This window comes from Streptomyces sp. NBC_00310, assembly GCF_036208085.1.
Lineage (GTDB): Bacteria > Actinomycetota > Actinomycetes > Streptomycetales > Streptomycetaceae > Streptomyces.
The window spans coordinates 9571516-9592525 of record NZ_CP130714.1; the positions used below are offsets into that span (position 1 = coordinate 9571516).

Below are 21010 nucleotides of genomic sequence, written 5' to 3' on the forward strand. Positions count from 1 at the left end.
GCAACCACCCGACAGAGCCGAAGTCAGCCTGCCCTCCCTCCGCGCCCGCAGGATCCTGGAGTCGGCGAGTCGGCGAGTCGGCCCCGGCAGTCGATGGGTGATTCGGTGCGTTATGTGCTTGATGTTGCCTTATGTGGTCTTTAGTGTTCGCCAGGGAGAAACGCTGCCAGGTCCGAGTCCCGTGCCACCGTCCGGAAGCGAGGTGTGGAGCGCGTGCACGCGAGGTGCGGCTGCCGACCGGTTTCGGGTCGGAGAGGACGTCCCAGAGGGACGCGATGGCTGCGGGCGTTCGCCGTACTGCCGTTGCTGGCGTCGGTGCTCGCCGCCTGTGGCAGTGACGAGGGCTCCGGTAGACCCACCCTCAACTGGTACAACTTCCCGGACGACTCGGGTGCGCTCCAGAAGGCGGCCGACCGGTGCAGCCAGGCGTCGGGTGGCCGCTACAGGATCAGCTACAACAAGCTCCCGCGTGCCGCGGACGGCCAGCGCCAGCAGCTCGTCCGCAGACTCGCCGCCGAGGACGACTCGCTCGACATCCTGGGCCTGGACGTCACCTGGGCGGCGGAGTTCGCCGAGGCACGCTGGATCCGGGAATGGACCGGGGCCGCGAAGCGCCAGGCCGTCGAGGGCACCCTGCGCGTACCGCTGCAGACCTCGACCTGGAAGGGCAGGCTGTACGCCGTCCCGTACAACACCAACACCCAACTCCTCTGGTACCGCAAGGATTTGGTGCCCACCCCACCCAGGACCTGGGCCGAGATGCTGGACATGGCAGGCGCCCTCGCCCAGCAGGGCAAACCGCACTTCGTGGAGATCCAGGGCGCCCAGTACGAGGGCCTGACCGTCTGGTTCAACACGCTGATCAACAGCGCGGGCGGCTCCATCCTCAACGCGAGCGCGACCGAACCCTCCCTCGGTCCTCCGGCCGTACGGGCCGCCGGGGTCATGCGTGATCTGGCGAAGTCGCCGGCCGCGGACCCCTCCCTGCCCAACCAGATGGAGGACCAGAACCGCCTCGCCATGGAGTCGGGGACGGCGGCGTTCGAACTCAACTACCCGTTCGTCTATCCGTCGATGAAGGCGAACAACCCGGAGCTGTTCAAGAACTTCCGCTGGGCGCCGTACCCCCGGGTCGACCCGAACCGCCCGGCACGGCCCACCATCGGCGGCATCGATCTCGCGGTGAGCGCCTACTCGCGCCACCCCGACCTGGCCTTCGAGGCGGCACTGTGCCTGCGCAACCGGGAGAACCAGCTCAGCGCCGCGATCGAGGGCGGTCTGCCGCCCACCCTGCGCGCCCTGTACGACGAGCCCGCGTTCATGAAGGAGTACCCCTTCTCCCAGGACGTGCTGGCCGGCCTGGAGTCGGCGAGCGTGCGCCCGATCACTCCGGTCTACCAGAACGTGTCGATCGCGGTCTCCCACACGCTGTCTCCGCCGTCCGGGATCGAACCGGAGAGCTCCGTCAACACCATCAGGGAGCAGATCGACGATGCCCTGCGATCCGAGGGTGTGATCCCGTGAACCACCTCCTCCCGCACCACTTGGTCGGTCGGCGCCGCGGCGCGCGGGCCGCGTCCACGGACGGCCCGAGATGAGCACGCGGGCGCGACCGGCCGGAACCCCGCCGCCCTCCGACGCGCAGACGGAGCAGGCGGGGCCGGACCGGGCGGCACTCTCGGCGGGCGGCAGGCAGGAGCGGCGGCTCGGCTGGCTGCTCTGCGCACCCGCCGTCGTCGTCATGATCGCCGTGACCGCCTACCCCATCGGGTACGCCGTCTACCTGTCCCTCCAGCGGTACGACCTGCGCTTTCCCGGACGGGCCGAGTTCGTGGGCCTGAGCAACTACGGGGCGGTGCTGTCCTCCCCGTTCTGGTGGGACGCCTTCTGGGTGACGCTGTTCATCACCGCCGTGTCCGTGACGATCGAACTCGTCCTCGGCATGGGGCTCGCCCTGGTGATGCACCGCACGATCTTCTGGCGCGGCGTCGTCCGTACCTCGGTCCTCGTTCCCTATGGGATCGTCACCGTGGTCGCCGCCTTCTCCTGGCAGTACGCCTGGACCCCGGACCTCGGATACCTGGCCGAGTTGTTGCCCAGCGGAGAGGCCCCGTTGACCGAACAGTGGCCCGCCCTCTGGCTGATCATCCTCGCCGAGGTGTGGAAGACGACACCGTTCATGGCGCTGCTGCTGCTCGCGGGCCTCGCGCTGGTCCCCGAGGAGACCCTGAAAGCGGCCATGGTGGACGGTGCCACCGCCTGGCAGCGCTTCGTCAAGATCATGCTGCCGCTGATGAAACCGGCCATCCTGGTGGCACTGCTCTTCCGCACCCTGGACGCGTTCCGGATCTTCGACAACATCTACATCCTGACCGCGGGCGCCCAGGGGACCGGCTCTCTGTCGATCCTCGGGTACGACAACCTGTTCACCGCGCTGAACCTCGGCATCGGGTCGGCGATCTCGGTCCTGATCTTCATCTGCGTCGGGATCATCGCCTTCACCTTCGTCAAACTGTTCGGCGCCGCTGCACCCGGCGCGGAGGTGAAGCGCTGATGGCCGCCGTGGGAAGGACGCATGCCGCCCGCTGGGGTGTCATGAATGTGGTCGTGGTGCTGTACGCCCTGTTCCCGGTGTGGTGGATCGCCGCGCTGTCGTTCAAGGACCCCGCCACCCTGACGGACGGCAACTACATCCCCACGGACTGGACCTGGGAGAACTACCAGGGCATCTTCGAGACCGCCGAGTTCACCCGCGCGCTGGTCAACTCGATCGGTATCGCCCTGATCGCCACGGTGATCGCGGTGGCACTGGGCACCATGGCCGCCTACGCGGTGGCCCGGCTGCGTTTCCCCGGCAAGCGGGTCCTCATCGGCATGTCGCTGCTGATCGCCATGTTCCCCCCGATCTCCCTGGTCTCACCGCTGTTCAACATCGAGCGGATCATCGGGATCTTCGACACCTGGGTCGGGCTGATCATCCCGTACATGACCTTCTCCCTGCCGCTCGCGATCTACACGCTGTCGGCCTTCTTCCGGGAGATCCCCTGGGATCTGGAGAAGGCCGCCAAGGTCGACGGGGCGACGCCCGCGCAGGCCTTCCGGATGGTCATCGTGCCGCTGGCCGCGCCGGGCGTGTTCACCACGGCCATTCTCGTGTTCATCTTCTGCTGGAACGACTTCCTGTTCGCGATCTCGCTGACGTCCACCGAGTCCGCGCGCACCGTGCCCGCCGCGATCGCGTTCTTCACCGGGAGCTCCCAGTTCCAGCAGCCCACCGGGTCGATCGCCGCCGCCGCTGTGGTCATCACCATCCCGATCATCGTTTTCGTCCTGTTCTTCCAGCGGCGCATCGTCGCCGGACTGACCTCCGGGGCAGTCAAGGGCTGAACGGGGAAGGCAAGGAGGCACCATCCATGGCCGAGATCATCCTCGAGGGAGTCACCAAGCGCTTTCCCGACGGGGCCCTCGCCGTGAAGGACGTGGACCTCGAGATCGCCGACGGCGAGTTCGTGATCCTGGTCGGTCCGTCGGGATGCGGCAAGTCCACCACCCTGAACATGATCGCCGGGCTCGAGGACATCACCGAGGGCACCCTGCGCATCGGGGACCGGGTCGTCAACGACCTCGCCCCCAAGGAGCGCGACGTCGCCATGGTGTTCCAGAGCTATGCCCTGTACCCGCACATGAACGTCCGGGAGAACATGGGCTTCCCCCTGCGCCTGGCCAAGGTGGACAAGGCCACCATCGACGCCAAGGTGACGGAGGCCGCCCGGATCCTCGACCTCACCGAGCACCTGGACCGCAAGCCCGCCAACCTCTCGGGCGGTCAGCGCCAGCGGGTGGCCATGGGGCGGGCGATCGTCCGGGATCCCAAGGCGTTCCTGATGGACGAGCCGCTGTCCAACCTGGACGCGAAACTCCGGGTGCAGATGCGCACCCAGATCTCCCGGCTGCAGCGGCGCCTCGGCACGACCACCGTGTACGTCACCCACGACCAGACCGAGGCGATGACGCTCGGCGACCGGGTCGTGGTGATGAGGCAGGGCCTGGTCCAGCAGATCGGCACCCCCGCCGAGTTGTACGACCTGCCGCGCAACATCTTCGTCGCGGGCTTCATCGGCTCCCCGGCGATGAACTTCGTGAACGCCACTCTGGAGGACGGCGCCCTGCGCTCCTCCCTGGGCGACCTGACCCTCGACGACCGTACGAGGCAGGCGCTGGAACGACAGAACGCGCCCCGCGAGGTCATCGTCGGACTGCGGCCGGAGGCATTCGAGGACGCGGCCCTGGCACACGACCGGGACCGGACGGGCCCGGTCTTCACCGCCACCGTGGAGGTACTGGAGTCGCTGGGCTCCGACGTGTACATCTACTTCACCGCGGAGGGCGGGCCCGCGACGACCACCGAACTGGAGGAGCTCGCCAAGGACTCGGGCCTGCGCGACACCGGCGCCGACACCCACCACATCGTGGCCCGGCTGGACGCCGCCACACGTGCCCGCGAGGGCGAACCCGTGGATCTGCGGGTCGACATGGCCAAGGCCCACGTGTTCGACCCGACGACCGGAGCGAACCTCACCCATCCGGTGAGCGCGGCCTGACGACGGTGCGTCAGGCGACCGGGGACCGTCCGCGCCGGTCGGGGCGCAGCAGGGCCGCGCCGGTCGGGGTGAGAGTGTGCAGGACGGTGTTGGGGCGCCGGCTCTCGATGAGGCCCGCGTCGCGCAGGACGGTCGTGTGATGGGTCGCGGTGGCGGGGGAGACGCTGATGGCGCGGGCGAGTTCCGAGTTGGTGACCCCGTGGGCGACGATGCTCAGTACGGCGGCACGGGTACGCCCGAGCAGCGCGGTCAGGGACGCGTCGGACCGGCCGGGCGAGGTCTGGGCATCCGGCCTGCTCACGGGATAGACGAGGACCGGCGGCAGCCCGGGGTCCGCGAAGGAGACCGGGGTGCGCCAGCAGAAGTACGACGGGATGAACAGCAGACCGCGACCGTCGAGATGGAGCTCGCGCGCCTCGCAGTAGTCGACCTCCAGGACGGGAGGGCGCCGGCGCATCGGGGGCGGCAGGCCGCGGAGCATGCTGTCGGTCCCGCCGCTGAGGAAGGCTCGGGCCAGCCGGGCCCGTTCGGCGTCGACGCACGCCTGCATGCGGTCACGGTAGGGGGCGATGACCGCGTCGTCGTACGCTCTGAGAACCCGTACCAGCTCTTCGCGGGCAGCCCTGTCCACCAGGCCGTGGACGGCCGCCGGGGTGTCGGTGGTCTCGGCCAGTCTGCCGATCTCGTGCCGGACCCGCGCGTGGACGCGCAACATCTGTTCCCCCGGTACCGTTCCTGTGGACTGAGCGGGTGTGAGCCCGTTCAGCCGCGCGCCCCGAACGGTCTTGGGCGAGCTGGTCCCCGGCGTACTCGACCCGGGGGCGGCGACACGCATCCTGTGCGTGGTCCGGGCCCCGGAGGCCGGTTCCCTTACGACCTGGCCAATTGGGTACGGCCAGAGGCGACGGGGAGGCCCTGAACCATCCTCTGGTGGAGCAGGGGCCCCGCACGCTGACGCCGTACCCGGTGTCCCAGGTCGCACGATCACGTCAGCCCGATCAGCCCAGGGCACCGCAAGCCCGCAAGCGGACGATCACACGATCGAGCTCATTCGGCCGTGTGGGCACTCCTTGGTGAGCAGTTCCAACCCCCCGGAAGCAGCCGCCTCGTACGGCAGCCGCGTCACGGGTCCGACGATGCCGGACGGCCCCGGTCCGGACAACGCGAAGACCGGCCATGTGCAGGTCGGGAGAACTCAGGTGCGGTACGGTGTCACGCGATCAGGTCGGCGACGTCGGCGCGGATCGCCGGCAACTGCGCGTACAGCACGCCGCCGGGGCAGTCGGTGGCCGCCCAGTCGAGGTGGCCGGAGACGGCGGGCCCGTCCCAGATGGCGCCGTTGACCGGGTTGACGTAGACCACCTTCTCCCGCAGGGGGTCGATGGAGTGCCGTACGGCGAGCTCCGCGAGCAGCTGGACGAGTGCACCGCGCGCGGCGGCCGTGGGCGGGCCGGCGGTGAACGTCCCCAGCAGGGCGATCCCGACGTTGCCGGTGTTGTACGTGCCGATGTGCGCGCCGGTGACCAGCCGTCCTGCCGCGTTGTGCGCGGGATCCCCGTCGGTGCCGGACCAGCGTCCCTCGTAGACCAGTCCGCCCGCGTCGATCAGGTAGTGGTACCCGATGTCGCCCCAGCCGTGGGCGACCGTCTGGTCGCGGTAGATCGTACGGACCCGGGACGCGGGGTTGGCCTCGCCGTTCGCGCTGCCGGTGTGGTGCACCGACAGGGTCTGCACGGGGTGGTATTCGGGCGACCAGGTCTCGGTGCCGTCCGGGCCGAAGCGCAGGCTCTCGTCCGCGCCCCAGGCCTGCCGCGACAGCAGGACGTAGTCGGCGGCGGACCGGGAGCCGGCGGCCGCGGCCGGACGGGCGACGGCACCGGTCACGGCGACGGCGCCGAGAGCCCCCAGCAGCGTGCGCCGGGACAGTACCCCGTCACGACGGCCTGTGTCCGCGGAGCCGGCGGGAGCGGAGGAGCCGGCGGGAGCCGTGTGTCCGAAATTCATGTCAGCCCTTCTGGAGCGGTGGTGCTCGACGGACGAGAGCGGTGGTGCTCGACGGACGACAGTGACGCGCGTCCGTCGCGGGCGGGACCGCGAGGGACGCGCGTCGGCGGTGGTGGGCCGGCGATCAGGGCAGGTCGAGGTTGCAGATGTAGCCCGAGCTGTTCGCCCAGGAGCGGAGCCGCGGCCAGGTGTCCGGGCCTTTGTACCCGTCGTCGTCGATGCGGGCGCACTGCTGGAAGCGCACGGTCGCCCGGTTCGTGTCCGGTCCGAACCTGCCGTCGACCGTCAGGTTGTCGCCCGACATGGAGAGGTTCAGATAACACTGGGCGAGCATGACGGCGGAGGGGCTCGTCGTGTCGACGTCACCCTGATTGACCTCCGGCGGGGGCCGGCTCGTGCCCCAGTAACTGCCGCAGACACCGTCGATGGTGGGTGCGGCACTCGCGGTCTGGACACCGCCGATTCCCCCGGCCAGCAGCATGGCCACGGCGGCGCCGAGCACCGCGATACGGCAGTCCGCTCAGGCGGAGTCGTTCCGGTCTGACTTGATGTTCCGGCGGTCCGCGACGGCTGTCACGCTCGTTCGACCCTGCCGAAAAGACGCAGGCGGGAGCGGGTGAAGGCGGAGGAAGGGGATGCCGCGATTCCATATCGCGGGCCCGGAAGCGGGCCCGGAACCGGCCCTTGATCAGAAGCTGTCGCCTGGCCCCGGCCAGGCGGCCCCGGCCTTTGTCGGGTAGCCCGCCGTGGCGATCCGGACGAACGAGCGGACCAGGGGATCGGTGTCGGCGCTGTTCCAGGCGACCACCAGGCGGCTGGGTGGCATGTCGGTCAGGGGGACGCAGGTGAGGCCCTGGGGGAGGGCATCGACCAAGGGGGCCAGGCCGATCGTCCCGTTCCACAGGACGGCCTGGACACACTCGTGGACGGTGCGTACCACCGGGCCGTCCCGCACGTCGGCGGCGGGCGCCGGAGCGGTCCAGTAGGCGCGCCAGGCCGGGTCGGTTCCTTCGGGCAGGCGGAACCATCGACGGTCGGCGAGGTCGCGCGGGCGGAGGGACGCGCGTCCGGCGAGGGGGTCGTCGGCGCGCAGGACCACACCGACCGGGTCGGAGCGCAGTACGCGGGTACTGATCCCGGTGTCGTCGAACGGGGCCCGGGTGAGCGCCACATCGACGAGGCCGGCCCGCAGACCGGTCGTCGGGTCCGTCAGATCGGCTTCCCGGATGCGGACGTGGACATCGGGATGGCGCTCGCGGAACGTGGCGACCAGCCGCGTACCGGCCTGTTCGGCGAGGGTGCCGAGGACGAGCGTCGCGGTGCGGGCGGCGGCCGCGACCCGGGCGCGGGCCTGCTCGGCCTGCCGCAGCAGCGCCCGTGCCTCGTCGTAGAGCGCCCGGCCCGCCGTGGTGAGCGTGACCCCGGCGGAGGAGCGGTGCAGCAGGACGGCGCCGAGATCGGTCTCCAGCTGTTTGACGGCCCGGCTCAGCGGCGGCTGGGTCATGTGCAGCCGGGCGGCGGCCCGGCCGAAGTGCCGTTCCTCGGCGACGGCCACGAAGTAGCGCAGCGATCGTAAGTCCATGACCGGCGACGATACCCGCGCGGTATCGGGCGTACGGGATGGGTGTTGGACGGTCCGGGGGTGCTCGCACTGGACTGGGAACGATCCGAACCCCCACGCGGGACCGCCCAGTTCGAGGAGCCGTCGACATGCCCGAACGCACGATGTCAGAACGCACGATTCCCGAAATCATGATGTCCGAACGCGCGATGTCCGAACGCGTGATGTCCGGACGCACGATGTCCGATCCCGTCGTGCAGACCGCCGGAGTACGGGAACTCGCCCGCGACCTGGTGGTGATCCCGAACCGTGGGGTGCAGCTGGTGCCCAACATCGGGATCATCGGCGGCACGCACTCCGTGCTCGTGGTCGAGACAGGTCTGGGGCCGGGCAACGCCGAGACCGTACTCGCGTTCGCCGCCGAGTACGCCGAGGGCCGCAAGCTCTATCTGACCACCACGCACTTCCATCCCGAACACGCCTTCGGTGCCCAGGTCTTCGCCGACGAGGCGACCTATCTCGTCAACGGGGCCCAGGCGGAGGACCTGGCCACCAAGGGCACCGGCTACCTGCACATGTTCCGTGGTCTGGGCGAACCGGTCGCGCGGCGACTGGAGGGGGTCGAGCCGGCTGTCCCGGACACGGTCTACGACGACGCCTTCGACCTCGACCTGGGCGGACGGGTGGTGCGAGTGCGGGCCACCGGCCGGGCGCACAGCAAGGGCGACCAGGTGGTGAGCGTTCCCGACGCCGGGGTGATGTTCACCGGCGATCTCGTCGAGGCGGGGCAGTTCGCGATCTTCCCGTGGTTCCCGCCGCACGACACCGACGTCTCCGGCATCCGCTGGATCGAGGTGATGAGGAGGCTGTCGGCGGAGCAGCCCCGGGTGGTCGTGCCCGGCCACGGCGAGGTCGGCGGCGCACGGCTGCTGGACGACGTCCGCGCCTGTCTGGAACTGCTGCGCGACGAGACCTGGCGGCGCCGTGACTCGGCCATGGGCGAGGCGACGATCGTCGAGGAGGTCAGGTCCCTGATGATCGCGCGTCATCCGGAGTGGGCCGGCGAGGAGTGGATCGAGCGGGGCGTCGGGTGCCTGTGCGCCGAGTATGCCGAGCACGCCGAGCACGCCGATCACGTCGGCGTCCCGGATTCCGAGTGGCCGACCGCGGTCGGCACGCGTGCGCCGGGAGGATCGGCTCCTCGCGGCGCACGGTGGTGATTCGGGGTGCGTCGGGGGTGCTCGGTGGACTGGGCGGAGTGCCGGTCGCTTTGATGGGGGGCGCGGGGTGATCCGTGCCGTCACGGGTCGACGACCGCGGGCCGACGACACCCGACACGCGCCGGAGATGAGCTGCCATGGTGACCGACCGGTACGGCAACCGCCTGTACGAGTGCACCGCCGAAGGGGCGGAGTACCTGGACCGGGCCGTGGAGGGGCTGTTGTTCTTCCGGCCCGACTTCCCGACCGCCGTCCAGGACGCCGTGGCCGCGAGCCCGGCGGCGCCGCTGGCCCAGGCGTTCGCGGCCTATCTGGGGGTGCTCGGGACAGAGTCGAGGGACGCCGACGAGGCGGGCCTCCGGTTCGCGGACTTCGGCGCAGGGCTGGACCGTGCCGCGCTGCCCCGGCGGGAGCGTATGCACATGGCGGCGGCGGAGGCCTGGCTCGGCGGTGATCTGGGGCGCGCCGGTCAGATCCTGGAAGAGCTGGTCGTGGAGTGCCCGCGTGATCCGCTCGCCCTGGCGGTGGGGCATCAGCTCGACTTCTTCACCGGCGACGCGACACGGCTGCGGGACCGGATCGGCGGAGCCCTGCCCGCGTGGGACACGGACGACCCCCACCGCGGGCCGCTGCTGGGCATGTACGCGTTCGGCCTGGAGGAGTCGGGACACTACGACCGGGCCCAGGAGGTGGGCCGGGCCGCCGTCGAGCGGAACTCCCGTGACATCTGGGCCATCCACGCCGTCGTCCACGTGCACGAGATGCAGGGGCGCTTCGCCGAGGGGCTCGACTTCCTCGGCGCACGTCTCGACGACTGGGCGAGCGGAAGTCTGCTGACGGTGCACAGCTGGTGGCACTACGCCCTGTACGCGCTGGAGGCGGGTGACACCGCGACGGCCCTGCGGATCTACGACGCCGTACTGCACCACAAGGACTCGACCGGGTTCGTCATGGAACTCCTCGACGCCGCCTCACTGTTGTGGCGGTTCCTCCTGGGCGACCTGGACCAGGAATCCCGCTGGCAGACCCTCGCCGACGCGTGGGCCGCGCGCGAGGACCCGCCGTTCTACGCCTTCAACGACGTGCACGCCGTCATGGCCTTCGCCGGAGCGGGGCGGCTGGATACGGCGGACGAGTTCGTCGCCGACCGGCGGCGCTGGCTGCGGGCGGCGCGGGACGACGGGCGCACCTGCACCAACCGTGTGATGACCGGCGAGGTCGGCCTGCCCGTGTGCGAGGCGCTGGTGGCGTACGTCCGCGAGGACTACGCGGCGGTGGTGGAGCTGCTGTGGCCGGTCCGCCGCCGACTGCACACCTTCGGCGGCAGCCACGCCCAGCGGGACGCGATCCAGCGGACCCTGCTGGAGGCGGCCCTCCGCGCGCGCCGGGCCGACCTGGCCAGGCTCCTGCTCGGCGAACGCGCCGGCCTGAGCCCGCACAGCCCCTACAACTGGCTCGGCCGGGCCCGGCTCGCCGACGCCCTCGGCGAAGCGGGCCGCGCCGCCGTCGCCCGCGACACGGCGGCCGGACTCGCGGCCCCCGCCGCGGCGAGGCTGAGCGGGAACCCGCACGACAGGTATCTCGCCCGCAGGCCCTGAGCCCCGGCCGGCCGGACCCGCTCCCGGCTAGTGTTCTGAGTCGGGAATTCTGTTCAGATAACTGGCGAGGCGTTCGAGGATCTCGTCTGCGGTCTTCGTCCAGACGTAGGGCTTCGGGTCGGTGTTCCAGGCGGCGATCCAGTTGCGGATGTCCTTCTCCAGGGCTTGGACGGACCTGTGAACGCCGCGCCGTATCTGCTTGTTGGTCAGTTCGGCGAACCATCGCTCGACGAGGTTCAGCCAGGACGAGCCGGTCGGTGTGAAGTGCAGGTGGAAGCGGGGGTGGGCTAGGCAGCCACTTCTTGATGGCGGGGGTCTTGTGGGTGGCGTAGTTGTCGCAGATGAGGTGGACATCCAGGTCGGCGGGCACCTCTTTGTCGAGCTTGGTGAGGAACTTCTTGAACTCCTCAGCCCGATGTCTGCGGTGCAGGGAGCCGATCACTTTGCCGGTGGCGGCCTCGAGGGCGGCGAACAGGGTGGTGGTGCCGGCGCGGACGTAGTCGTGGGTCACCCGCTCGGGAACCCCGGGCATCATTGGCAGCACGGGCTGGGATCGGTCCAGGGCCTGGATCTGCGACTTCTCGTCGACGCAGAACACCAGGGCCCGCTCGGGCGGGTCCAGGTAAAGGCCGACGACATCGTGGACCTTGTCGACGAAGTACGGATCGGTCGACAGTTTGAAGGTCTCCGACCGGTGCGGCTGCAGGCCGAAGGCCCGCCAGATCCGTGAAACCGACGACTGCGAGAGGCCCGTCTCCTTCGCCATCGACCGCGTCGACCAGTGCGTTGCGTTCTTCGGAGTGGATTCCAGCGTCTTGGTGACTACCGCGGCGACCTGCTCGTCCGTCACGGTCCTTGGGCCGCCCGGACGCGGCATGTCACCCAGACCGGCGATCCGGTACTGCGCGAACCGGGCCCGCCAGCGGCCCACCGCATGGGGTGTGGAACCGAGCTGAGCAGCCACGTCCTTGTTCGAGGCGCCCTCGGCGCAGGCCAGGATGATCCGACACCGCAACGCCCATGCCTGCGGCGTGGAACGTCGCCGCACCCACTCCTCGAGTGCGGCCCGTTCTTCGTCCGACAGTGTCAACTCGGCCTTCGGCCGCCCCGTCCGTGCCATGGAGCAAGCCTATACATCTGAACAGAATTCCCGACTCAGAACACTAGGACAGACAGCCCACGTGCGCCAGGGCCTGCTTCAGCAGGACTCCCTGGCCGCCCGGCATCTCGTTCTGCACGGAGGGCGACGCCGCTTCCTGGGGGCTGAACCACACCAGGTCGAGCGCGTCCTGCCGGGGGCGGCAGTCGCCGGCCACGGGGACGATGTAGGCGAGGGACACCGCGTGCTGACGCGGGTCGTGGAACGGGGTGATGCCCTGCGTCGGGAAGTACTCGGCGACGGTGAAGGGCTGCAGGGCGGACGGGACGCGGGGCAGCGCCACCGGCCCGAGGTCCTTCTCCAGGTGGCGCAGGAGCGCGTCCCGCACCCGCTCGTGATGCATCACGCGGCCGGAGACCAGATTGCGGCTGACCGTCCCGTCCGGGCCGATGCGCAGCAGCAGCCCGATGCTGGTGACTTCGCCGCTGTCGTCGACGCGCACGGGCACCGCCTCGACGTACAGGATCGGCATCCGGGCGCGCGCCGACTCGAGCTCGTCGGACGGCAGCCAGCCGGGCGTGGTTTCGGTCATGTCAGACATTGGCCGATCATACTTTCAACGTCAGGCGGAGCGCGCGTCGCTCCGATCACACCTGTCAGAGATGCCCCCGTCGCTCCGCTCGCATGCGCCGCGTCGACGATCAGTCGTCCCGCTCGCTCGAGCCGCGTCGACGATCAGTCGTGCGCGGCCCACATTCCGCGCACATGACCGAGGTGGCGGGTCATCACCGCGTGTACGGCGGCCTCGTCGCGGGTGAGGAGGGCGTCCAGGAGTTCCAGGTGCTCCTGCGCCGAGGACAGCAGCCGGCCCGACTCGGCGAGCGCGGTCAGGCCGTAGAGACGGGAGCGTTTGCGCAGGTCGCCGACCACCTCGACGAGGTGCGCGTTGCCCGCGAGGGCGAGCAGACCGAGGTGGAAACGGGTGTCGGCCTCGACGTACGCGATGAGGTCCCCGGCGGCCGCGGCGGCGACGATCTCCCGGGCGGCGGGCCGCAGCGCCTCCAGGGAGACCGGATCGGCGGTCCGGGCCAGGCCGACGGTGGTCGGGATCTCGACGAGCGACCGGACATGGGTGTACTCGTCGAGCTGCTTCTCCGTGACGGCGGTGACCCGGAACCCCTTGTTGGGCACGGTGTCGACCAGGCCCTCCTTGGCCAGATCCAGCATGGCCTCGCGCACCGGCGTCGCCGAGACACCGAAGCGGGCGGCGAGCGCGGGCGCGGAGTACACCTCGCCCGGCCGCAGCTCTCCGGCGATCAGCGCGGCCCGCAACGCGTCCGCGACCCGCTCGCGGTAGCTGCCCTTCTTGCCGCCGAGCACCGGCAGGGCGGGGGCCGGGGGAGCGGCGGCGGAAGCGGCCCGGGCGGACGGGCTGCCGGTGCGCTGCGAGGCCATGGGGGGCATGCGGTCTCTCCTGGAGTCCTGAGGTCCTGAAGTCCCGGGATCCTAGAGGACGAATCCGGACGGGAACGGGTCGGACGGGTCGAGCAGATACTGGGCCGTGCCGGTGATCCAGGCACGGCCGGTGAAGCTGGGCAGTACGGCCGGGACACCGGCCACCTCGGTCTCGCCGAGCAGTCGTCCCGTGAACCGGGTGCCGATGAAGGACTCGTTCACGAACTCGGTGTGCAGCGGCAGTTCGCCCCGCGCGTGCAGCTGCGCCATGCGCGCGCTGGTGCCCGTGCCGCAGGGCGAGCGGTCGAACCAGCCGGGATGGATGGCCATCGCGTGCCGCGAGTGCCGGGCGGTCGCGCCGGGCGCGTACAGGTGCACGTGGTGGAGGCCGTGGATCGACGGGTCCTCCGGGTGAACGGGCTCCTCCTCGGCGTTGACGGCCTCCATGAGGGCGAGGCCCGCCCGCAGGATGTCGTCCTTGCGGTCGCGGTCGAAGGGCAGCCCGAACCGCTCCAGCGGCAGGATGGCGTAGAAGTTGCCGCCGTATGCCAGGTCATATGTCACCATCCGCCCGTCGGCCAGTGTGATCTTACGGTCGAGGCCGACGGAGAACGACGGCACGTTCTGCAGGGTGACCGCCTTCGCCGCGCCGTCCTCCACCTCCACCTCGGCCACGACGGGACCCGCCGGGGTGTCCAGGCGGATGGTGGTCACGGGCTCGACGACCTCGACCATGCCGGTCTCCACGAGCACGGTCGCGACGCCGATCGTGCCGTGGCCGCACATGGGCAGATAGCCCGAGACCTCGATGTAGACGACGCCGTAGTCGCAGTCGGGGCGGGTCGGCGGCTGCAGGATCGCGCCGCTCATCGCCGCGTGGCCGCGCGGCTCGTTCATCAGCAACTGCTTGACGTCGTCGCGGTGTTCACGGAACCACAGCCGGCGTTCGTTCATGGTGGCGCCGGGGATCGTGCCGATCCCGCCGGTGATCACCCGGGTGGGCATGCCCTCGGTGTGCGAGTCGACGGCGTGCAGGACGAGTTTGCTGCGCATGACCGGTCCTCCCTTTCTGAGGTGGTTACGCGAGGCCCGCCGCGACGGCCTTCTCGGTGGCCGCGCGGATCACGGCCTCCTGCTCCGGCAGCAGCTCCACCCGGGGCGGACGGCAGGGTCCGCCGTGCCGGCCCACGAGGTCCATGGACAGCTTGATGGCCTGGACGAACTCGACCTTCGAGTCCCAGCGCAGCAGCGGGTGCAACTGCCGGTACAGCCCCTTGGCCGTCGCGAGGTCGCCGTCCACCGCCGCGTGGTACAGCTCGACCGTCGCGGCGGGCAGCGCGTTCGGATAGCCGGCCACCCAGCCCTTGGCGCCCGCCGTCGCCAGCTCCAGCAGGACGTCGTCCGCGCCGATCAACAGGTCCAGTTCCGGCGCGAGTTCAGCGAGCTGGTAGGCCCGGCGGACATCGCCCGAGAACTCCTTCACGGCCCGGATGCAGCCCTCGCCGTGCAGCTTGGCGAGCAGTTCGGGGACGAGGTCGACCTTGGTGTCGATCGGGTTGTTGTACGCCACGATCGGGACGCCCGCCTTCGCGACCTCCGCGTAGTGCGTGAGCACCGACCGCTCGTCGGCGCGGTACGCGTTCGGCGGCAGCAGCATCACCGAGGCGCAGCCCGCGTCCCGCGCCTGCTCGGCCCAGCGCCGGGACTCGGCGGACCCGTACGCGGCGACCCCCGGCATCACACGCGCGCCGCCGATCGCGGCGACGGCCGTCTCGACGACCTTGGCGCGCTCCTCGGGCGTCAGTACCTGGTACTCGCCGAGCGAGCCGTTCGGCACGACACCGTCACAGCCGTTCTCGACCAGCCAGGCGCAGTGCTCGGCGTAGGTGTCGTGGTCGACGGAGAGGTCGTCGCGGAAGGGGAGTGCGGTGGCGACGAGGACGCCGCGCCAGGGACGGTTCTCGGTGACGGTCATGGTGGGTTCCCTCTCAGTGGGGTGTGACATATTACTGGTGGTCGCAGGGCGTCAGGTCGGCTTCTGGCAGGAGGGGTGTCACCCCGGTGGCGAGCCTTCAGGGCTCGCGGTCTCTCCCGCCCGGGCCAGCACGCCCAGCGGCACCGGTCGGGCGAACGGCCGCCGGGCCACGGCCTCGTCGCACCCGGCGAGCCCCGCGACCGCCGGCCCGCACATCCGGCCCTGGCACCAGCCCATCCCGGCACGGGTGAGCAGCTTCACCGTCCGCACGTCCCCGGCGCCCAGCTCCCCGACGGCCTCACGGACGGCCCCGGCGGTGACCTCCTCGCACCGGCAGACGACCGTGTCGTCGGTGACCTGCTCGGTCCAGTGCGCCGGCGGAACGTACACGTCGTCGAGCACATCGAAGAACTCCCGCAGTCTTCCACGGGACTTGGCGGCTGCCGCCCACTCGGCCGGGTCCGGAACCCGGCCCCGGAGCCGGGCGGCGGCCGACCGCCCGGCGATGTGCCCCTCGGCGAGGGAGAGGGCCGCGCCGCCGATCCCCGTGGTCTCGCCCGCCGCCCAGACCCCCGGCACATCGGTGCGCTGTTCGCCGTCGGCCCACACCCGTGACCTGGCGGACTCGACACGGCAGCCGAGCGTCTCGGCGAGGTCGGTGTGCGGCAGCATGCCGTGGCCGACGGCGAGCGTGTCGCAGGGGATGCGCCGCTCGGTGCCGGGCCGCACGCGCCCCTCGGTGTCGAGCGCGGCGACGGTCACGGCCGCCAACCGGTCGCCGCCCCGCGCCTCGACGACGGTATGGCGGACGAGGGTCCGCACCCGGCGGCGCAGCAACCCCACCGCGTATCCGGCCCCTTCGGCGAGCTTGTCCGCCCGGCCCGCCAGCGCTCCGGTCCGCCGCACCAGGGCCCTCGGGTCCGCGGACTCGACCAGCGCGGCCACCGTGACGCCCGCCGCCGCGAGCCCGGTCGCGACCGGCAGCAGCAGCGGACCGGTCCCGGCGACGACCGCCGTACGGCCGGACACCACGAGCCCGCCCTTCAGCATGGCCTGCGCGCCCCCGGCGGTGACCACGCCCGGCAGGGTCCAGCCGGGGAAGGGCAGCACCTTCTCGTAGCCGCCGGTCGCGAGCAGGACGGCGTCCGCGTGGACCTCGGCGGGCTGCTCCTGACCGGGGCCCAGCAGGGCGTGCACGGTGAAGCGCCCAGGGCCCTCGGGGTGCCGCTCCACGCACCACACGTGGTGGTCCGCGAGGTGGGTCACGCGCCCGGCGGCGACCTGCCGTTCGAGGCCGTCGCGCAGCCGCCGCCAGGTGCGCCACCCGTGGTGCAGGGCCTGCGGGCGCCGCGCGCCGAGCCCGGCCGCGGGCTGCCGGTAGAACTGGCCGCCGGGTGCCTGGGCGGCGTCGACCACCGTGACCCGTACGCCCTGACCGGCCGCCGCCAGCGCCGCGGCGAGCCCGGCCGGGCCCGCGCCGACGACCGCGAGGTGGGGGAGGGGTGGCGTGTGTTCAGTGCTCATGGCCCGTCCCCTCCTGGGTGCGGATCGTGTCGCCCGGTCGGACCGGAACCAGACAAGCCCGTTGATTGGGGCGGTCGTTGACGGTGACCAGGCAGTCGAAGCACACGCCGATGCCGCAGAAGATCCCGCGTGGCCGGCCCTCGCCCCGGGTGGTGCGCCAGGACGTCACCCCGGCGGCCCAGAGGGCGGCCGCGACCGTCTGGCCGGGCAGCGCCTCCATCTCCCGGCCGTCGAGGGTGACGGTGAAGGCGGGGCCCGGTACGGCCCGCGCCCACTCCAGCGGGTTCATGCCGCGTCCCCCTCGTACGCTTCGAACCGGTCCGGACGGAACGGTGTGAGGTCCAGATCGGGTGTCCCGCCCCCGAGCGCCTGGGCGATCAGCTGCCCGGTGCCGGTGGCGAGCCCGATCCCGGCGCCCTCGTGGCCGCAGGCGTGGAACAGGCCCGGGACCCGGGGATCGGGTCCGATCGCGGGCAGATGGTCGGGCATGTACGGCCGGAAGCCGACGTAGGTCCGCAGGGCGCGCACCCGCTCCAGGAACGGGAACAGCCGGGTCGCGCCCGCCGCCAGCGCCCGTACGACGGGCAGCGAGAACGACCGGTCGAAGCCGACCCGTTCGCGGCTCGCGCCGATCAGTACCGGCCCGGCGGCCGTGCCCTCGACGACCGGGGAGGTCTGGAGCGCCGCCGAGTCGCTGGCCACGTCGGCCACGTAGTCGGCGGCGTACACCTTGTGCCGCACCATCGGCGGCAGCGGCTCGGTGACGAGGACGAAGCCGCGCCGGGGGAGGACGGGAAGGGTGACTCCGGCGAGCGCGGCCAGTTCACCGCCCCAGGTGCCCCCGGCGTTCACCACCGCCGGAGCGTGGAGGTCGCCCCGGTCGGTCCGTACGCCGCGGACGGCACCGTCCGGTGTGCGCAGCACCTCGGTCACGGTCCGGCCGGTGAGCAGCCGGGCGCCGGAGGCCCGTACGAGATGGGCGGCGGCCAGGGTGGGCATCACCTGGGCGTCCTGGGGGTAGTGGATGCCGCCCGCGAGGCCGGGCGCCAAGTGCGGTTCCAGGTCGGGGAGTTGGGGCGCGGTGACGGCAATCGCCTTGACGCCGGCGGTGCGTTGCCCGGCCGCGAACCGCTCCAGCGCCGCGAGTCCTTCCGGCGCGGAGGCGACGACGACGCCGCCCTTCGGCTCGTACTCGATCGCCGCCGCCAGACCCGGCTCGGCGGCCAGCTCCGCCCACAAACGGTGGGACAGCAGGGCGAGTTCGAGCTCGGGGCCGGGCTCCTTGTCGGAGACCAGGAGGTTGCCCTCGCCGGCACCGGTCGTGCCGCCGGCCACCGGGCCACGGTCCACCACGACGACGCCCAGACCCGCCCGGGCCGCGTACAGGGCGCAGGCCGCGCCCACCATTCCCGCTCCGACAACCACGACGTCGCAGGTCAGTCGCTCGGTCACCTCAGTACTATGTCACATGGTGCTGAGTCGTGGAATACCTCGGCGAGGCGTTCGGGGCGAGTCGCGGGCTACTCTTCAGCCACCCCGACCCACCCCACCCCCAACCCACCTCGGTCCCACCGCAGTCTCATCCCGCCCACCCCCATCCCCCTTCCTTCCTGAGGACAGTGCGATGTCACACGACAGGTCTTGCTGCGCTCCAGGCCGCGAGCCGGTGGCCGGGGCGCCCGGTGGTCCGGTCGATGTTCCGTCGGACGTGACTCCGGCGGTGCCGACGCGGGACGGCGAACGGTTGACGGCACTGCCCGGCGGGGTGTTCCTGATGGGCACCGAGGACGAGGTGGGGTACCCGGCGGACGGTGAGGGCCCGGTCCGTGAGGTCGAGCTGAGGCCGTTCCGTATCGCCGCGACGACCGTCACCAACGAACAGTTCGCGGCCTTCGTGGACGCGACCGGATACATGACCGAGTCCGAACACTTCGACTTCTCCTTCGTATTCGAGGGCTTCCTCCCCGCCGGGCTGCTCGCCGTCTCCCCGCGCGTCCCGGGCACTCCGTGGTGGCGCGGCGTCCGGGGCGCCACCTGGCGAGAGCCGGCGGGCCCCGGTTCCTCCGTCGACGCGATCCTCGACCACCCGGTGGTGCACGTCTCCTGGAACGACGCGCGGGCCTACTGCGCCTGGTCGGGCACCCGGCTGCCCACCGAGGCGGAATGGGAGTACGCGGCCCGCGGCGGCCTGGAGCAGCGGCGTTATCCCTGGGGTGACGAACTCGCGCCCGACGGCCGTCACGCCTGCAACATCTGGCGCGGCACCTTCCCCACCGACAACACCGCCGCCGACGGCTACCGTGCGACGGCCCCGGCCGACGCCTTCGAGCCCAACGGCTTCGGCCTGTACAACACCGTCGGCAACGTGTGGGAGTGGTGTGCCGACCGGTTCAGCCCGGACTTCCACGTCACCGGGCCGCGCACCGACCCGACGGGGCCGTCCGACGGCCCGGCCCGGGTGATGCGCGGCGGCTCCCACCTGTGCCACGCCTCCTACTGCAACCGCTACCGCGTGGCCGCCCGCTCCTCCAACACCCCCGACAGCGCCGCCGGGAACATCGGCTTCCGGGTCGCGGCGGCGGCCTGAACCACCGGGCCCGGCCGATCCGTTCCGTCCTCGTCCGCTTTCGGCAGCGGAGGCAGCGGAGGCGGTGGAGGCGGTGGAGGCAGTGGTGGGCCCGGTCGGCGGGCCGTCGCGGTCAGGTCCGCGGCGTCGACCGCTGGACCGCCCTGACCCGGCGGTCGAACTCACGGTTGAGCAGCGGCATGAGAACGCTGCCGAAGCGGGCCAGCGCGCGGGTGCCCGTGTCCGGGCAGATCGTGAAGCGCCGCTGATCGATGCCCTTCACGATCGCCGCCGCGACCTTCTCCGCCGTGAGGGGCTTGATGGTGCCGCCGACCACACGGGTCTCCTCCGGTTTCCACAGGTTCTCCTCGGCGAGCTGCGGGGTGTCCACGTCCGGCGGGAACACCACGCCGACATGCACGCCACGCGGGGTCAGCTCGGCCCGCACCGACTCCATCAGGCCGCGTACGGCGAACTTGGCCGGGCCGTACGCGCTGTAGCCGAAGATGCCGAGCAGCCCGGCGGCGGACGACACCGCGACCACGCTGCCGTACCCGCGCTCCACCATGCCGGGGGCGACGGCGCGCAGGGCGTGGAGGGTGCCGAAGTAGTCGACCTCGATCATCTGCCGGAAGACGTCGTCGGGCAGGTCGAGGAAGTGCCCCGGGCGGGCGAGCCCCGCCGAGGTGACCAGGATGTCGCAGGGCTGCGCCTGTTCGTCCTCCAACTCGGCGATGGCCCTGGTGAGGGCCCGCTGATCGGCCACGTCGGCGGTCCGTGCGGCGACCGACGCTCGTCGTGCGGCGGCTGACACGTCCTTCGCCGCCTCCTCCAGGCGCTCCGCGCCCCGCGCGACGAGCGAGAGTTTCGCTCCGCGTGCAGCCAGCAGCCGGGCGGTGGCCAGACCGATGCCGCTCGACCCGCCGGTGACGATGACATGTGTCGAACCGATGTCCATGGGACGGGTGTTCCGCAGTCTCATGGCGGGGAGCGTAGCGGTCGTCACCGTGGGAGAAGAGGCCTCGGGCCCGGCCGGTCAGAGTCCGAGTCCCTGCACCATCTCGTCCACGACGACGCGGCATCGGGGCAACGGGCGCCGGTCCGCTCGCGAAGGAGCAGTGTCGTCGTCGGCCGCTCGGGCGGCTCGGTCCGTCGGCGCGGCCACCGGGATCTCCCGCAGCCACTGCTGGACCACGCGCAGCGGGAGGTCGTGGCGGCGCGCGGCGTCCCCTGCCGTGAGCCTGCCGGAGAGGATGTCCGCGAGGATGCGGATCCGCTCGGTCGGGGAGAACTCCGAGGCTTTCAAGGGCCGGTCCTTTCCGTGGGCGTTCACCGATGTCGCAGTCGAGCCGTCGGAACCCGGGACGAGGTCGTCGTCCCGTTCCCGGATGACCGTGCGCCGTGAGC

General features: G+C 71.4%; 20 protein-coding genes and 1 pseudogene. 7 read left to right on the forward strand and 14 right to left on the reverse strand.

Annotation, left to right across the window (positions count from 1 at the left end; translation table 11 throughout):
• Positions 1 to 303 precede the first annotated feature (303 nt).
• The 4 genes from OG202_RS41735 (at position 304) to OG202_RS41750 (ending at position 4601) form a co-directional block, all read left to right on the forward strand.
• The gene (locus tag OG202_RS41735; RefSeq protein WP_326574506.1) at positions 304 to 1524 is read left to right on the forward strand and encodes an ABC transporter substrate-binding protein; all 1221 of its coding nucleotides are present in this window, start codon (positions 304 to 306) and stop codon (positions 1522 to 1524) included.
• A gap of 70 nt (positions 1525 to 1594) precedes the next feature.
• Positions 1595 to 2554, forward strand: a complete 960-nt coding sequence (locus OG202_RS41740) for a carbohydrate ABC transporter permease (RefSeq protein ID WP_328224448.1) — start codon at positions 1595 to 1597, stop codon at positions 2552 to 2554.
• On the forward strand, positions 2554 to 3387 hold the full coding sequence (locus OG202_RS41745) for a carbohydrate ABC transporter permease (RefSeq protein ID WP_326574504.1): 834 nt from the start codon (positions 2554 to 2556) through the stop codon (positions 3385 to 3387). Before OG202_RS41740 ends, OG202_RS41745 begins: the two co-directional genes overlap by 1 nt.
• A 26-nt stretch (positions 3388 to 3413) precedes the next feature.
• Complete coding sequence (locus OG202_RS41750) at positions 3414 to 4601, forward strand: ABC transporter ATP-binding protein (RefSeq protein WP_326574503.1); 1188 nt, start codon at positions 3414 to 3416, stop codon at positions 4599 to 4601.
• A 10-nt stretch (positions 4602 to 4611) separates the two neighbouring features.
• Here the strand turns inward: OG202_RS41750 and OG202_RS41755 are convergent, their stop codons facing one another.
• From OG202_RS41755 to OG202_RS41770, 4 genes are all read right to left on the reverse strand, one after another.
• The gene (locus OG202_RS41755) at positions 4612 to 5316 is read right to left on the reverse strand and encodes an ArsR/SmtB family transcription factor (RefSeq protein ID WP_327726748.1); all 705 of its coding nucleotides are present in this window, start codon (positions 5314 to 5316) and stop codon (positions 4612 to 4614) included.
• A 497-nt stretch (positions 5317 to 5813) separates the two neighbouring features.
• Complete coding sequence (locus OG202_RS41760; protein ID WP_327726747.1) at positions 5814 to 6605, reverse strand: peptidoglycan recognition protein family protein; 792 nt, start codon at positions 6603 to 6605, stop codon at positions 5814 to 5816.
• Between the two features lie 124 nt (positions 6606 to 6729).
• Positions 6730 to 7107, reverse strand: a complete 378-nt coding sequence (locus OG202_RS41765) for a peptidoglycan-binding domain-containing protein (protein ID WP_328224449.1) — start codon at positions 7105 to 7107, stop codon at positions 6730 to 6732.
• A 186-nt stretch (positions 7108 to 7293) separates the two neighbouring features.
• Positions 7294 to 8187: a LysR family transcriptional regulator gene (locus OG202_RS41770; RefSeq protein WP_326574501.1), complete on the reverse strand. Its 894-nt coding sequence runs from the start codon at positions 8185 to 8187 to the stop codon at positions 7294 to 7296.
• A 128-nt stretch (positions 8188 to 8315) separates the two neighbouring features.
• On the opposite strand from OG202_RS41770, the gene OG202_RS41775 reads away from it, so the two are divergent.
• Both OG202_RS41775 and OG202_RS41780 read left to right on the forward strand, forming a co-directional pair.
• Positions 8316 to 9386 (forward strand): MBL fold metallo-hydrolase, encoded by a 1071-nt coding sequence (locus tag OG202_RS41775; protein WP_328224450.1) that lies wholly within the window; start codon positions 8316 to 8318, stop codon positions 9384 to 9386.
• Positions 9387 to 9523: 137 nt separating this feature from the next.
• Entirely contained in the window at positions 9524 to 10984 is a 1461-nt protein-coding gene (locus OG202_RS41780) for a tetratricopeptide repeat protein (protein ID WP_327726744.1), read from the forward strand.
• A gap of 27 nt (positions 10985 to 11011) precedes the next feature.
• On the opposite strand, the pseudogene OG202_RS41785 reads toward OG202_RS41780, so the two are convergent.
• From OG202_RS41785 to OG202_RS41820, 8 genes and pseudogenes are all read right to left on the reverse strand, one after another.
• Positions 11012 to 12104: pseudogene (locus OG202_RS41785) on the reverse strand (IS630 family transposase).
• A 43-nt stretch (positions 12105 to 12147) separates the two neighbouring features.
• On the reverse strand, positions 12148 to 12675 hold the full coding sequence (locus OG202_RS41790) for an NUDIX hydrolase family protein (RefSeq protein WP_326585527.1): 528 nt from the start codon (positions 12673 to 12675) through the stop codon (positions 12148 to 12150).
• A gap of 143 nt (positions 12676 to 12818) precedes the next feature.
• Positions 12819 to 13538, reverse strand: a complete 720-nt coding sequence (locus tag OG202_RS41795) for a GntR family transcriptional regulator (protein WP_327732064.1) — start codon at positions 13536 to 13538, stop codon at positions 12819 to 12821.
• A 51-nt stretch (positions 13539 to 13589) separates the two neighbouring features.
• Positions 13590 to 14591, reverse strand: coding sequence for a proline racemase family protein (locus tag OG202_RS41800; protein ID WP_328224451.1), 1002 nt, complete (start codon positions 14589 to 14591; stop codon positions 13590 to 13592).
• Between the two features lie 25 nt (positions 14592 to 14616).
• A complete protein-coding gene (locus tag OG202_RS41805; RefSeq protein WP_327726742.1) occupies positions 14617 to 15513 on the reverse strand; it encodes a dihydrodipicolinate synthase family protein in 897 nt (298 codons plus the stop codon).
• A 78-nt stretch (positions 15514 to 15591) separates the two neighbouring features.
• A complete protein-coding gene (locus tag OG202_RS41810) occupies positions 15592 to 17037 on the reverse strand; it encodes an NAD(P)/FAD-dependent oxidoreductase (RefSeq protein ID WP_327726741.1) in 1446 nt (481 codons plus the stop codon).
• Positions 17027 to 17326 (reverse strand): (2Fe-2S)-binding protein, encoded by a 300-nt coding sequence (locus tag OG202_RS41815; protein WP_327726740.1) that lies wholly within the window; start codon positions 17324 to 17326, stop codon positions 17027 to 17029. Before OG202_RS41815 ends, OG202_RS41810 begins: the two co-directional genes overlap by 11 nt.
• On the reverse strand, positions 17323 to 18489 hold the full coding sequence (locus tag OG202_RS41820; RefSeq protein WP_327726739.1) for an NAD(P)/FAD-dependent oxidoreductase: 1167 nt from the start codon (positions 18487 to 18489) through the stop codon (positions 17323 to 17325). Before OG202_RS41820 ends, OG202_RS41815 begins: the two co-directional genes overlap by 4 nt.
• A gap of 172 nt (positions 18490 to 18661) precedes the next feature.
• Between OG202_RS41820 and OG202_RS41825 the strand changes: the two genes are divergently transcribed.
• The gene (locus OG202_RS41825) at positions 18662 to 19624 is read left to right on the forward strand and encodes a formylglycine-generating enzyme family protein (RefSeq protein WP_405895775.1); all 963 of its coding nucleotides are present in this window, start codon (positions 18662 to 18664) and stop codon (positions 19622 to 19624) included.
• A gap of 112 nt (positions 19625 to 19736) precedes the next feature.
• Here the strand turns inward: OG202_RS41825 and OG202_RS41830 are convergent, their stop codons facing one another.
• Together OG202_RS41830 and OG202_RS41835 are read right to left on the reverse strand one after the other, a co-directional pair.
• Positions 19737 to 20585, reverse strand: coding sequence for an SDR family oxidoreductase (locus OG202_RS41830; RefSeq protein ID WP_327726737.1), 849 nt, complete (start codon positions 20583 to 20585; stop codon positions 19737 to 19739).
• 54 nt (positions 20586 to 20639) lie between these two features.
• Positions 20640 to 20909 (reverse strand): hypothetical protein, encoded by a 270-nt coding sequence (locus tag OG202_RS41835; RefSeq protein ID WP_327726736.1) that lies wholly within the window; start codon positions 20907 to 20909, stop codon positions 20640 to 20642.
• Positions 20910 to 21010 lie beyond the last annotated feature (101 nt).

Coding starts and splice junctions, on each gene's coding strand:
- OG202_RS41740 (WP_328224448.1), top strand. CDS start 1,595: ATGAGCACGCGGGCGCGACCGGCCGGAACCCCGCCGCCCTCCGACGCG.
- OG202_RS41745 (WP_326574504.1), top strand. CDS start 2,554: ATGGCCGCCGTGGGAAGGACGCATGCCGCCCGCTGGGGTGTCATGAAT.
- OG202_RS41750 (WP_326574503.1), top strand. CDS start 3,414: ATGGCCGAGATCATCCTCGAGGGAGTCACCAAGCGCTTTCCCGACGGG.
- OG202_RS41755 (WP_327726748.1), bottom strand. CDS start 5,316: ATGTTGCGCGTCCACGCGCGGGTCCGGCACGAGATCGGCAGACTGGCC.
- OG202_RS41760 (WP_327726747.1), bottom strand. CDS start 6,605: ATGAATTTCGGACACACGGCTCCCGCCGGCTCCTCCGCTCCCGCCGGC.
- OG202_RS41770 (WP_326574501.1), bottom strand. CDS start 8,187: ATGGACTTACGATCGCTGCGCTACTTCGTGGCCGTCGCCGAGGAACGG.
- OG202_RS41775 (WP_328224450.1), top strand. CDS start 8,316: ATGCCCGAACGCACGATGTCAGAACGCACGATTCCCGAAATCATGATG.
- OG202_RS41780 (WP_327726744.1), top strand. CDS start 9,524: ATGGTGACCGACCGGTACGGCAACCGCCTGTACGAGTGCACCGCCGAA.
- OG202_RS41790 (WP_326585527.1), bottom strand. CDS start 12,675: ATGACCGAAACCACGCCCGGCTGGCTGCCGTCCGACGAGCTCGAGTCG.
- OG202_RS41795 (WP_327732064.1), bottom strand. CDS start 13,538: ATGGCCTCGCAGCGCACCGGCAGCCCGTCCGCCCGGGCCGCTTCCGCC.
- OG202_RS41800 (WP_328224451.1), bottom strand. CDS start 14,591: ATGCGCAGCAAACTCGTCCTGCACGCCGTCGACTCGCACACCGAGGGC.
- OG202_RS41805 (WP_327726742.1), bottom strand. CDS start 15,513: ATGACCGTCACCGAGAACCGTCCCTGGCGCGGCGTCCTCGTCGCCACC.
- OG202_RS41810 (WP_327726741.1), bottom strand. CDS start 17,037: ATGAGCACTGAACACACGCCACCCCTCCCCCACCTCGCGGTCGTCGGC.
- OG202_RS41815 (WP_327726740.1), bottom strand. CDS start 17,326: ATGAACCCGCTGGAGTGGGCGCGGGCCGTACCGGGCCCCGCCTTCACC.
- OG202_RS41825 (WP_405895775.1), top strand. CDS start 18,662: ATGTCACACGACAGGTCTTGCTGCGCTCCAGGCCGCGAGCCGGTGGCC.
- OG202_RS41830 (WP_327726737.1), bottom strand. CDS start 20,585: ATGAGACTGCGGAACACCCGTCCCATGGACATCGGTTCGACACATGTC.